The sequence below is a fragment of the Tissierella sp. QWL-11 genome (genome assembly GCF_058683765.1).
This window is the reverse complement of sequence record NZ_CM178750.1, coordinates 1,479,991-1,493,398: the sequence shown is the minus strand read 5'-3', so window position 1 is coordinate 1,493,398 and position 13,408 is coordinate 1,479,991. Positions and strand designations below refer to the sequence as shown.

At 28.2% G+C, this 13,408-nt stretch carries 14 protein-coding genes; all 14 read right to left on the bottom strand.

Translation table 11 applies throughout. The features are described from left to right. Positions 1-10: 10 nt before the first annotated feature. The 14 genes from dprA to smc all read right to left on the bottom strand — a co-directional run bounded on the left by dprA (position 11) and on the right by smc (position 13,392). Entirely contained in the window at positions 11-1,102 is a 1,092-nt protein-coding gene (gene dprA / locus AC4PG3_RS07185) for a DNA-processing protein DprA (protein WP_492195983.1), read from the bottom strand. Between the two features lie 5 nt (positions 1,103-1,107). Then, positions 1,108-2,634 (bottom strand): YifB family Mg chelatase-like AAA ATPase, encoded by a 1,527-nt coding sequence (locus AC4PG3_RS07180; protein ID WP_492195982.1) that lies wholly within the window; start codon positions 2,632-2,634, stop codon positions 1,108-1,110. Positions 2,635-2,703: 69 nt separating this feature from the next. Then, positions 2,704-3,057, bottom strand: a complete 354-nt coding sequence (locus AC4PG3_RS07175; RefSeq protein WP_492195981.1) for a YraN family protein — start codon at positions 3,055-3,057, stop codon at positions 2,704-2,706. Positions 3,058-3,076: 19 nt separating this feature from the next. After that, a complete protein-coding gene (gene rnhB, locus AC4PG3_RS07170) occupies positions 3,077-3,685 on the bottom strand; it encodes a ribonuclease HII (RefSeq protein ID WP_492195980.1) in 609 nt (202 codons plus the stop codon). 4 nt (positions 3,686-3,689) lie between these two features. Beyond that, positions 3,690-4,544, bottom strand: coding sequence for a ribosome biogenesis GTPase YlqF (gene ylqF, locus AC4PG3_RS07165; RefSeq protein WP_492195979.1), 855 nt, complete (start codon positions 4,542-4,544; stop codon positions 3,690-3,692). Positions 4,545-4,595: 51 nt separating this feature from the next. Further along, positions 4,596-4,943 (bottom strand): 50S ribosomal protein L19, encoded by a 348-nt coding sequence (gene rplS, locus AC4PG3_RS07160; protein WP_492195978.1) that lies wholly within the window; start codon positions 4,941-4,943, stop codon positions 4,596-4,598. Positions 4,944-5,042: 99 nt separating this feature from the next. Further along, on the bottom strand, positions 5,043-5,777 hold the full coding sequence (gene trmD, locus AC4PG3_RS07155) for a tRNA (guanosine(37)-N1)-methyltransferase TrmD (RefSeq protein WP_492195977.1): 735 nt from the start codon (positions 5,775-5,777) through the stop codon (positions 5,043-5,045). Then, positions 5,774-6,277 (bottom strand): ribosome maturation factor RimM, encoded by a 504-nt coding sequence (gene rimM / locus AC4PG3_RS07150; RefSeq protein ID WP_492195976.1) that lies wholly within the window; start codon positions 6,275-6,277, stop codon positions 5,774-5,776. Before rimM ends, trmD begins: the two co-directional genes overlap by 4 nt. 12 nt (positions 6,278-6,289) lie before the next feature. Next, positions 6,290-6,520: a KH domain-containing protein gene (locus AC4PG3_RS07145; RefSeq protein WP_492195975.1), complete on the bottom strand. Its 231-nt coding sequence runs from the start codon at positions 6,518-6,520 to the stop codon at positions 6,290-6,292. Positions 6,521-6,536: 16 nt separating this feature from the next. After that, complete coding sequence (gene rpsP / locus AC4PG3_RS07140) at positions 6,537-6,809, bottom strand: 30S ribosomal protein S16 (RefSeq protein WP_492195974.1); 273 nt, start codon at positions 6,807-6,809, stop codon at positions 6,537-6,539. Between the two features lie 32 nt (positions 6,810-6,841). Further along, on the bottom strand, positions 6,842-8,182 hold the full coding sequence (gene ffh, locus AC4PG3_RS07135) for a signal recognition particle protein (protein ID WP_492195973.1): 1,341 nt from the start codon (positions 8,180-8,182) through the stop codon (positions 6,842-6,844). After that, on the bottom strand, positions 8,182-8,565 hold the full coding sequence (gene ylxM, locus AC4PG3_RS07130; RefSeq protein WP_492195972.1) for a YlxM family DNA-binding protein: 384 nt from the start codon (positions 8,563-8,565) through the stop codon (positions 8,182-8,184). The genes ffh and ylxM overlap by 1 nt, the downstream gene beginning before the upstream one ends. Before the next feature lie 104 nt (positions 8,566-8,669). Next, complete coding sequence (ftsY, locus tag AC4PG3_RS07125) at positions 8,670-9,809, bottom strand: signal recognition particle-docking protein FtsY (RefSeq protein WP_492195971.1); 1,140 nt, start codon at positions 9,807-9,809, stop codon at positions 8,670-8,672. 10 nt (positions 9,810-9,819) lie between these two features. After that, complete coding sequence (gene smc / locus AC4PG3_RS07120) at positions 9,820-13,392, bottom strand: chromosome segregation protein SMC (RefSeq protein WP_492195970.1); 3,573 nt, start codon at positions 13,390-13,392, stop codon at positions 9,820-9,822. Positions 13,393-13,408: the final 16 nt, after the last annotated feature.

Genomic DNA, 13,408 nt, shown 5'->3' with positions numbered 1-13,408 from the left:
CCCGTATCAACTAAGAAATCATGAATGTTCTACTAGTTGATTCTCTAATTAAGCCTTTTATCTCTAATATTGTTAATATACTTGTAACTGTGGAAATATCTATACCAGTCTGATTTACAATAGTATCACAATGAGTAGGCCCTTGTTCTATTATTTTTATAATCTTTTTTTCAGTCTCACTTAAGTCTATGCTTGCTAAATTCTTCTCATTTTTGCTTTCTTTTATGGTTTTGAATTCATATATTTCATTTAAAATATCATCAATATCCATTAATGGGATTGCTCCATCTTTTATCAATTTATTTGTTCCTTTGCTATATATACTATTAATATTGCCAGGAATAGAAAATATATCTTTTCCCTGTTCAAGTCCATGATGAGCAGTAATTAAAGAGCCTGATTTTTCCTTAGCTTCAACCACTATAATTCCACAAGACAATCCTGAAATTATCCTATTTCGTTGAGGGAAATTATAAGAAAGTGGAAGAGTGTTCAGAGGAAACTCAGTGAGAATTGCTCCATTTTCTATTATTTCACAATATAGTTTTTGATTTGACTTAGGATAAGTAATATTTAATCCATTTCCAATTATGCCTAAAGTTCTTCCTCCATTTTCTATAGCTGTTTTATGGGCTATAGTATCTACACCAAGTGCTATACCGCTTATTATTGTGACCCCTAATTTTGCCAATTCTTTGGTGAAGTTTTCACAAGCCCACCTTCCATAGGGAGTTGTCTTTCGAGAACCTACTACTGCTATGGCTAAATTATCTTCTTCTATTAGGTTTCCTTTTTTATATAAAACTACAGGTCTATTATATATTTCTTTTAATTTCTCAGGATAATCATTATCTAATATTGTAATTGTATCTATATTTTTTTCTTTTAATGTATTTATATAATTGTCTATTTCATATTTATCTATATTATCAGGGATCCTTTTTAAACTCTTCCCATTAATTTTTTTATAATAAGCAACTTTTTTATCTAAATTTAAAATCTCTCTTAAATCTACGAAGTATTCTTTTAAATTTTCAATTGCCTTATTACTACCCCCCTTTGAGTTCAGCCATACAAGAATATCCCTTTCCCTAATCTCCATTTAAACTACCCCCAGTATTTATTATTTAATGTCCTGTAACTTATAGCTTCTAATAGATGATGTTCTTCTAAGTTTTCCTTTTCATCTAAATCTGCAATTGTTCTTGCAACTTTTAATATCTTATTATAAGTCCTTGCACTAAATTTATATTTATCAAAAGCCTGTCGAAATATCTTTTCTGAAGTTTTAGATAGTTTACAATGCTTTTTTATCTCTTTACTGGAGAGTTGTGAATTATTATAAATATTACTTTTTTTATATCTATTTAATTGAATATTTCTTGCCTTTTCTATTCTATTTCTTATAGCGGAAGATGATTCTCCACCTTTTTCTAATTGCAAATCTTTATATTCTACAGGCAATACTTCTATATGTATGTCTATTCTATCAAGTAAAGGATTGCTTATTTTCCCCAAATATCTATCTATATCTCTTTGTGAACAAGTACATTCATGTAGAGGATCTCCCAAATAACCACAAGGACAAGGATTCATACTTGCTATAAACATAAACTTAGAAGGATAAGAGATGCTTGCATTTATTCTTGAAATATTTACAACTCCATCCTCCATAGGCTGTCTTAAAACTTCTAATACGCTTTTTTTAAATTCCGGAAGTTCATCTAAAAATAATACTCCATTGTGTGCAAGTGAAACTTCTCCAGGTTTAGGGATCCTTCCACCGCCTATCATACTAATATTGGAACTAGTATGATGGGGAGATCTAAAAGGTCTTTCTCGAATTAAATCTTTAGATTTTAATAATCCACAAATACTATATATTTTAGTTGATTCAATTGATTCTTCAAAGGATAATTTTGGCAATATTCCTGGTAATCTCTTGGCAGCCATAGTTTTACCAGAACCAGGTGGTCCTATTATTAGAACATTGTGAGATCCAGCCGCAGCTATTTCTAAAACCCTTTTAAGACTTTCTTGCCCCTTTATATCAGAAAAATCTAAATCATAGTCTATAGGTTCTTTTTCTTCAAAAGATTTATTTTCATAAGAATCTATATCGATTTCTCCATTTAAATAATTAACTAAATCATTTAATGTCTTTACAGGGATTATCTCTATACCTTTTATCACACTACATTCTTCTCTATTTTCATAGGGTACTATGCATTTTTTTAAGTTTGATTGTCTCATTGATATTACCATTGGCAATGTACCTTCTATAGGATTTATTCTCCCATCTAAGGATAATTCTCCTATAAATATAGTATCAGAAAAATCAGCCTTTTTTATTACTCCATTGGATAAAAGTATACCTGCAGCAATTGCTAAGTCTATTTGTGAACCTTCTTTTCTCAAATTTGCAGGTGCTAAATTTATAGTTATTCTACTTAAGGGAAATTCATAGCCACTATTTTTTATAGCTGATCTGACTCTTTCTTTAGACTCTTTTATAGATACATCTGCTAATCCTACTATATTAAATACAGGCATTCCCCGCGATAAGTCTGTCTCTACCTCTACAATATTTCCATCTAAACCTTGTAAAACACAAGTATTTAATTTAGAATACATTTTTTTCATCCCTTTTAAAAAATATTTAATTACCTAGGCAATAGTTAGGAATTGACAAATTGCTTCTTTTTAAACAGAAAAAGCATTTTCTATGTGATTTATTTTATGTTTTTTTGTCAAATATACTTCAATAATATCATATCTCAATTGCATATCTAAAGCTTTTTTATATTTGATATACACCATAGATGTATTTATTATCTTTCTTTGTTTTTTAAAATTCACAGATTCATAGGGATATCCATAAATATTACTTGTCCTTGATTTAACTTCAACGAAAACCAAAATATCCTTATCTAATGCAATAATATCTATTTCCCCTATTTTGTTTTTATAATTCATTTCTATTATTCTATAACCTTTGTTTATTAAAAATTTTTTTGCTAGGTTTTCTCCAAATTTCCCTTTATCTATATTTCCCATTTTTTCTCCATGTTTTAATTTATTTTAAAATATTTTTTAAAAATGTTTTTCTATGGATAGGACATGAACCTAATTTTTTAATATTTTCCCTATGCTCTTTTGTGCCATATCCTTTATGTTTTTTAATATTATAGCCTTTAAACTCTTCTTCCCAACCTAAGCAAAGTCTGTCTCTATAAACTTTGGCAACAATTGAAGCACAAGCTATTCCATGTGATTTCGCATCCCCCTTGACTATATTATCTTGAGCAATATTTAAATCAACTTTTTCAGCATCTACAAGTAAATAATCCGGTGTAATATCTTGGAATTCTCTATCTTTTATGTTTTCAACTGCCAACTTCATAGCTAATCTAGCACTTTGCTTTATATTTATCTTATCTATTGTCTGAGAGTCTATCCTCCCTATTCCAATACCTATTGCATTTTTTAATATAATATCATATAATTCTTCTCTTTTTTTAGGAGACAATTTCTTTGAATCATTTACACCTTCTATTATTAAGCCCCTGGGCATTATTATGGCACAAGCCACCACATCTCCTAAAAGACACCCTCTGCCTACTTCATCTATGCAAGCAATAGTTTTATATCCCTTTGAGTATATCATATTTTCTAATTCTAACACTATATCACCTATCTTCTGGCAATTCTAAAGTTATATTTCCTATAATTCCCTTTCTAAACTCATCTAAAATAATTTTACTTGTCTTAGTAAAATCAATTTCTCCTCCTCTAATAATACATCCCCTATTTTTCCCTATTTCAATCATTATATCTAAAGATTCAGTATCATCTTTAATGTCTAAATTATATCTTTTAGATAATTCTTCTGGAGATATTTCTCTTATCCTTTCTATAAGTCGAAGGGCAAGAGTTTCTGTATCTAATATTTCATCTTTTATGGCACCAGTAAAGGCCAAATTTAAAGCTACCTTTTCCTCTTCAAATTTAGGCCAAAGAATACCCGGAGTATCTAGTAATTCTAAATTACCACTTGTCTTTATCCATTGATTCATCTTAGTAATCCCTGGTCTATTTCCAGTTTTTGTACCTTTTTTCTGTGAAATATTATTTATCAAAGTAGATTTTCCAACATTTGGAATGCCTATAATCATTACTCTTATCTTTTTATTTATTACTCCTTTTTTTGCATAATTCCCTCTTTTTTCATCTGTTAATTCATTAGATAATTGTATTAACTTATCTATGCCTTTTTTAGTAATAGAATTCAAAAGAACACTATTGAATCCTAGATCATTATAATGCTTTTGCCAAATAGCATTACCTCTAGGACTTGCTAAATCTGATTTATTTAGTATTATTATTCTTGGTTTGTCTCCTATCAAATCACTTATAATTGGATTAGAACTACTATAAGGAATTCTTGCATCTATTAATTCAAATACAATATCTACTAGGGATAGATTTTTTTTAATAGATTCTCTAGTTTTTTTCATATGTCCAGGATACCAATTAATATTCATAAATTATTCACCCCTGAATATAAAAAAGGGACTGTACAAGTCCCAATTTAATTAATAGAATTTCTTTTCTTTAACTTTAGCTGCTTTACCTTGTCTGTCTCTTAAGTAATAAAGTTTAGATCTTCTTACCTTACCTTTTCTACCTACTACAATCTTGCCAATTCTAGGAGAATGTATTGGGAAAGTTCTTTCTACTCCAATTCCATAAGATAATCTTCTTACGGTAAAAGTCTTTCTAGCTCCACCGCCTTGAATCTTAATAACTGTACCTTCAAATATCTGAATTCTCTCACGTGTTCCCTCTATAACTCTATAGTGAACTTGAATTGTATCACCTACATTAAATTTAGGTAAATCATCTCTTAATTGTTCATCTTCTATCATTTTTATAATATCCATTGTTCGAACCTCCCTTCGATTTAGATGTTCTTGCTCATTAGCAGAGGACCATCCTGATTCATACCTTGGTATTATAGCATACGCTCTTTGCTAATTCAACTATTTATTATTCATATCATCTTTTATAATAGATAATATATTTTGTTTGTTTTTATCTAGTTTAAGATTGTGAATTATGTCTGGTCTTTTTATAAGAGTTGTCTTTAAAGACTGGTATTCTTTCCATTCTTTTATTTTTTTATGATTTCCAGATAATAAAACATCAGGAACTTTTATTCCTCTAAATTCTCTAGGTCTTGTATATTGAGGATGCTCAAGTAATCCATTATAGTGGGATTCTTCTACAAAAGATTCTTCACTACTCAATGTTCCCTTTAGTAGTCTTGATATTCCATCAACTAGTACCATAGCTGGAATTTCTCCTCCAGTTAATACATAATCACCTAAGGATATTTCCTCATCAACATAATTGTCTATTATTCTATTATCAATTCCTTCGTAATGTCCACATAATAATACAAGATGATCTTCTTTTGATAATCTATTTAAAATATTTTGATTTAAGACTTTTCCCTGTGGCGAAAGATAGATTACCTTCGAACTATCTTTTTTAACACTGGATATACAATCATAAATAGGCTCTGGAGTCATTATCATCCCAGGACCTCCTCCAAATGGATAATCATCCACATTTTTATGCTTATTCTTAGAGAAGTCTCGGATATTAATATAGTCTATATCTAGGATATCATTCTTTATAGCCCTTCCAATTATACTCCAATTGTTTAAGCTTGAAAAGAATTCTGGAAATAGAGTTAGTATATCTATTTTCATTCTATCATTCCTTCTATAGGATCTATGATAACTATTTTATTTTTTATATCAACATCTTTTACAAATTTTTTAATAGCAGGAATCAAATATTCTTTATTGTCAAAAGAGCTTTTAACAATATACACATCATCTTTAGTAGTATATATTATGTCTTTTATATGACCTATTTCTTTATTATCTAAATCAAATACTTTACAATCTATTAAATCATCTATAAAGTAACTATCTTTAGGTAAGACAACCTTATCCCCATCATCTACATAGATATATTTTTCTTTGAAAGGAATAACTTGATTTATATTATCATATTCACCAAATTTTATTATAACAAAAGACTTATGATATCTTACCTTTTCTACTGTAAGATTTTCTTTATCTTCTCCTATATAAACCTTTTTTAAATCTGAAAACCTATCTATATCTCCAGTCATAGGATGAATTTTTAATTCTCCTCTGACTCCATGAGTATTTATAATCTTACCTATTATTGTATAATCCATTTTTTACACCCACTATTGAATAATCTCAACTACAACTCTCTTGTTTTCTTTAATAGCAGCTGCCTTTACAACAGTTCTTATAGCTTTTGCAATTCTACCTTGCTTTCCTATTACTTTACCCATGTCTTCTCCAGCAACTTTAAGCTCAATAATAATAGATTGAGAACCCTCAACTTCATTAACACTTACTTCATCAGGATTATCCACAAGAGCTTTCGCTATATATTCTACTAAATCACTCATTAAAAAACCCTCCTAACTATTTCTCATCAACTTTAGTTTCGGATTCTTCATACATACCATTTTCTTTAAACAATCTATTAACTGTATCAGTTGGTTTAGCTCCATTGTTTAACCAATTCATAGCTCTTTCATTATCTATTTTAACTGTTTTAGGCTCAGTTAATGGATTATAATAGCCAATCTCTTCAATAAATCTTCCATCTCTAGGAGAACGAGAATCAGCTACAACTATTCTATAAAAAGGATTTTTCTTAGCTCCCATTCTTTTCAATCTGATCTTTACTGACATTTATTTCACCTCCTTTAAAATTTAATATATATTTAGAAAAAGGGTAATCCAAACTTTCCTTTTTTCTTCATGGTTTTTTCCATATTTGTAAATTGTTTCATCATTTTTTTTGTTTCTTTAAATTGTTTTAATAATTTATTTACCTCTTGTACTTTTGTTCCACTACCATTTGCTATCCTTTTTCTTCTACTACTATCTATAATTTCAGGATTTGTTTTTTCTTTTTTGGTCATGGATTTTATTATAGCTTGAATTCTATTTATGTCTTTTTCACTTACATCTAAACCTTTTAAAGCTTTAGAGTTTACACCAGGTATCATTCCTAATATCTGGTCCAAAGGTCCCATGTTTTTCATCTGCTCTAATTGATCTAAAAAGTCATCAAAGGTGAATTGAGAAGTTCTAATTTTCTTTTCTAATTCAATTGCCTTTTCTGCATCAAAGCTTGATTGGGCTTTTTCTATAAGACTTAAAACATCTCCCATTCCCAGTATTCTTGATGCCATTCTATCTGGATGAAAAGTTTCTAAGTCATCTAGCTTTTCACCCATCCCTACAAATTTAATAGGTTTATCAGTTACTGATCTTAAAGAAAGTGCTGCACCACCTCTTGCATCTCCATCTAGTTTTGTAAGTATAACTCCTGAGATATCTAACTTATCATTGAAGGACTTAGCCACATTTACAGCATCCTGTCCTGTCATAGCATCTAGAACTAATAAAACTTCTTGAGGATTTATGGCATTGTGAATTTCTTCTATTTCCTTCATCAAACTTTCATCTATGTGAAGTCGCCCTGCAGTATCAACTATAATTACATCATTTCCATGTTTTTTACCATGTTCTATAGATGCTTTGGCTATATCTACAGGATTAACCTTGTTACCCATTGAAAAAACAGGTACATCTACTTGTCTCCCAACTACTTCTAATTGTTTTATAGCTGCTGGCCTATATACATCACAAGCTACTAATAGAGGCCTTTTATTTTGTTTTTTTAATTTAAGTGCTAATTTACCTGATGTTGTAGTTTTACCTGCCCCTTGAAGCCCACTCATGAGAATAACAGTTGGAGGAGTAGAAGCAAAGTTTATTTTTGTTTCTTTTTCTCCCATCAAATTAGTAAGTTCTTCATTTACTATTTTAATTACATGCTGTCCCGGAGTTAAACTATTCATTACTTCAGAACCAATAGCTCTATTTTTTGTTCTTTTTATAAAATCTTTTACAACCTTAAAGTTTACATCAGCTTCTAATAGGGCTAATTTAACTTCTCTCATAGCTAAGTCTACATCTTTTTCTGAAAGTTTCCCTTTTCCTTTTAATTTCCCCAAGGCATTTTGAAGCTTTTCTGATAAACTTTCAAATACCATCAGTCTAATCCCTCCTCACTATTTTCCAATATACGATTAGCCGTCTGTTGTATTTCTTTAGTTTTAAATAAAATAGTTTTATTATTATTTTCTCTTGCTATCTTTTCTATGTCTTTAGAAACACTTAATATATTTTCTAAATTATCTTCTATCTTTTTAAATTTTTTTATCAATCCTAAATTTTCTTCATATTTATATAGTTTTTGTTCAGCCCTTTGTAAAGTATCATATACACCTTGCCTAGTTATATCCATCTCCTCCCCTATCTCTGTAAGGGATAAGTCATAAATATAAAAAAGCTCAATTATTGTATATTGTCTTTTGCTGAGCAATTTTCCATAAAAGTCAAATAAAAATCCTAATTCTACTGTCTTCTCAATCATTTTATCACCAACTAAGTATTCCTGTCAAGGTTTTTACTTGACAGGAATACTTTACACTATTTTATCTTGATTGTCAATACTTTTTCAAATTATTTTTCTGGACTTTATTCTATTATCCCCTCTACAAAATCATCTACAACAAAAGGCTGTAAATCTTCTATACCTTCGCCTACTCCAATTAGCTTTATGGGAAGGCCTAATTCAGCTTGTAATGCTATTACCACTCCACCTTTGGCTGTTCCATCTAATTTTGTAAGGGCTACTCCTGTAATATTTGCAACTTCTTTAAATGTTTTTGCTTGGATTATTGCATTCTGTCCTGTAGTAGCATCTAATACAAGTAATACTTCTTTTGTTGCATTTTTATATTCTCTATCTACTATTCTAAATATCTTATTTAATTCATTCATCAAGTTTGACTTGTTGTGGAGCCTACCTGCAGTATCACATATTAGTATATCTGTATTTCTTGCTTTTGCTGCCTGTATACCATCAAATATAACAGCTGCCGGATCTGCACCTTCACTGTGAGAAATAAATTCTACTTTTGATCTTTGACTCCACTCCTCTAATTGCTCTATAGCTGCTGCCCTAAATGTATCAGCTGCAGCTATTAAAACTTTTTTACCTTTATTCTTAAAATTATGAGATAGCTTGCCTATTGTAGTTGTCTTTCCAACTCCATTTACACCTACAACTAAAACAACACTTGGACTAGGTTCAATATTTAATGAATTATCATCTACAGACTCTTTCATTAATTTCTTTATCTCGTCTTTCAATAAATTTTTAACTTCTAAAGGGTCTGATATTTTTTCTTGCTTTATCCTATCTCTTAGGTTATCAATTAGTTTCATAGTCGTAGAAACCCCTACATCTGCTGTTATTAATGCTTCTTCTAAATCTTCAAAGAGCTCTTCATCAATTTTTTTATAAGAAGATATAATAGAGTCAATTTTATTTGACATTTCTTTTCTAGTTTTAGTGAGCCCTTCTACTATTTTGCTAAAAAATCCAAGCTTCTCTTTTCCAGATTCTTCAACAGATTTCACATCATGGGTTTCTTCTACTTGCTCTATTTCTTCTACTTCTTCTGCTTCCTCTGATGATTGTCCATCTGTTAATTCCTCATTTTCTTCTATATCCTGTATAGCTTCTTCTTTTATTTCTTCTTTTATTTCTTCTTTTATTTCTTCTTTTATTTCTTCTTTTCCTTTATTTTTTTTCTTGAACCAATTAAACACATTATCACTCCTAACTTGCCAATTCATCTAAATTGTCTTTTAATTTTATGGAAATTAATTTACTAATCCCTTCTTGCTCCATAGTAACTCCATATAATACATTTGCAATTTCCATAGTAGTCTTTCTATGGGTTATTAATATAAATTGAGTATCTTTATTGAATTGCTTTAAAAATTCTGTATATCTACTAATATTGGACTCATCTAGCGCCGCATCTATTTCATCTAAAATACAAAATGGAGATGGTTTAGATTTTAATATAGCAAATAAAAGAGCTACTGCTGTTAAAGATTTTTCTCCACCAGACAATAAATTTAAATTTTGTAGTTTTTTGCCTGGAGGTTGAACTTTTATTTGAATTCCTGATTCCAGGATATTTTTACCTTCATCTAATTCTAAACTAGCTTTTCCACCATTAAATAATTTAGAGAATATTTCAGAAAAGTTTTCATTTATAATTTTAAAAGACTTTAAAAACTGTTTCTTCATCTTTTTTTCCATATCATAGATTACACTTTCTAAGTCTTTCTTTCCCTCTATTAAATCTTCTTGTTGCTTAATTAAGAATTCAAGTCTTTCTTTAACTTCTTTATATTCATCAATAGAAGCAACATTTACATTTCCTAAAAATTTAATATCAGATTTTAAACCTGAAATTCTATTTTTAGCATTTTTAAAATCAATTTTATTATAATTTAGTTTTAAATCATCTTTAAATTCTACTTCATAGTCATCATAAAGTTTTTGTTTGTGATTTTCTATTTTAAAATTATACTTTTCTAAATTTAAATCTATGCTATTTCTTTTTTTCTCTAAAACATTTAATTTATCATTCAATTCTTCTGTATGTTTTTGAATTAATTCAAATTCAGATTTTAACTTCTCTTTTTTTACGATTGAACTCTCAATTTCACTACTTATAGATATATTTTCTTGTTCTATTTGATTCACTTTTTTATCTAAGGATATAATATTCTCATCACTACTATCCATTTTAAAATTTATTGTCCTTATTTGTTCAGCTAAATCTTCTAAACTACATTCTAAAGATTCTCTTTCCTTAATTTTTCTTTTTAATTCTTGCTCAATATTGTCAACCCTATTTTTAATATTATTTAACTTTATTTTCATTTGGGTTAACTCTTGCTCCCCTTCAAATTTTAATGTGTTTTTGTGTTTTATAGATTTTCTTAATTCTAAGATTTCTTTTTCTAAGATATTTAATTTATTATTCAAGTCTACACTTTCTAATTTATACTTATCTCTATTCATAAAAAATGATTCTGAATCTTTTTTGAGGATTTCAATTTCCTCATTCATATTGTTTATTTCCCTATTAATTAAATCTATTTCATTTTTATAAAATTGTATAGTATTACTTTTATCTATTACCTCATTTTGTATTTTTATAATTTTATTTTCTAATATTTCTATATCTATTTCTATCTTCTTTAATTTATCTATTGTTTTATTACTTTTATTATATAAACTATTTAAAATATCTTTTATAGATTTTAAATTCAACTCTAACTCTTCAATTCTATTTTTTCTACTTACTATGCTCAAATTATTATTTTTATGTGTTCCCCCTGTCAAAGAACCTCCAGGATTTAAAACTTCACCATCCAAAGTTACTATTTTATACTTATGATTATATTTCCTCGCAAGCTTAATAGCATTATCTATATTATCTACTATAATCGTTCTTCCTAATAAGTTTTCAAATATATTTGAGTACTTTTTGTCATATTCTATTAAATCATAGGCAAGACCTAATACTCCCTTTTCATTATCTAATTTAAGATTTAGAGTATTTGATTTTATAGAATTCAAAGGCAAGAATGTCACTCTTCCTAATTTGTTTTCCTTTAGGTAGGATATCATCTTTTTTGCATGGATCTCATTTTCAACTACGAAATTTTGTAAACTTCCTCCTAAGGAAATATCTATAGCTATCTCAAATTCTTTTTTAACCCTAAATAAATCTGCAACTATACCAATATATCCATTTTTCAACTCAACACAAGTATCTAACTTTTTGAGCAAAGCTCTTACACCTTTATAATAACCTTCATAACTATCTTCCATATCTTTGTATAATTTATATTTAGACAGATTTCTTTCATACTCTATTTGCAAATTATTTCTATTTTTTTCTAATTCTTTATACTTATACTCTATTTCTTCCTTCAGTTTTATATTGTTATCTCTTTCAAGCTTATAGTCTTGTAGTTGTTTTTCAATGTCCTGTTTTTCATTATTTATCTCTTCTAATTTAAAGGCTTTTTCTTCTATAACCCTTAAATTATTTTTTATATGTGAGTCTATTTTTGATATCTTAATTTGAGAAGTTTCATTTAAAGAATTAAGGCTTTCAAGCTTTGTCTCGTATTCATATATTTTATTTTGTATCTCTGCAAATACCTTTCTTTTTTTATCTATTTCATTTTCTAAACTTACAACTTCTTTGTATATATCATTTAATTTATCTTTATCTACTTCACAACTACTATTTAAACTATTATAATTTTCTATTGTCTTTAATTTTTCTTCTTCACAAAGTTTAATATCTTGAGTTAAGATTACTATTTTTTCTTTAATCTTCTCTTGTTCTTCTTTTAATCTATTTAAATTACTTTTAGAGAAATTATCTTTTTCCTGTAGTAAAACTTTTTGATTTTTAGTACTTTCTAAGTCTTTAATTTTATTTGTCTTCTCTTCTCTTAAACTCTCAATTTTATCTTCTATATTATCTATTTTCCCTTTTAAATCCTCATGTTTTTCTTTAAAATCACTTTTACTTTTCTCTATTTCATCTATATCTTTACCAATCTCTAAAATATATTCCGAGTTTTCTTTTATTTTTTCTTTTAAACCTAAAATTTCTTCAGTATGTAAGCTTATTTCTAGATTTTTTAACTCCTCATAGAGAACAACAAATTTATTTGCCTTTTCGGAACTCTTTTTTAGACTTTCTTCTTGAGAAGATATTTCATAAATCAAATCTTTAATTCTGTTTAAATTCAAATTAGTTTTCTCTAGTTTTTTAACTGAATCGTCTTTTTTAGATTTATATTTTACAATCTCTGCTGCTTCTTCAAAGATATTTCTTCTATCTTCAGGTTTATCACTAAGTATTTCATCAACCCTACCTTGTCCAATTATAGAGTAACCATCTTTTCCGATACCAGTATCCATAAAAAGATTTTTCACATCTTTTAACCTACATGAATTTTTATTTATGTAATACTCACTTTCGCCTGATCTAAAAACTCTTCTTGTTACAACAACTTCATTATAATCTATGGGTATAGTATTGTCTTCATTATTAAAGTAGATTGAAACTTCCGCAAAGCCTAAAGCTCTTTTCTTATCTGTTCCCGCAAATATAACATCTTCCATTTTGTTTCCACGAAGATTTTTAATACTTTGCTCTCCTAATACCCATCTAATAGCATCTGAGATATTGCTTTTACCACTTCCATTAGGTCCTACAATAGCAGTTATATCGTCTTTAAATTTGATTTCTGTTTTGTTTGCAAAGGATTTAAATCCTTGAATCTCAATTTTTTTTAAATACAAGTTTAACACCTCGATA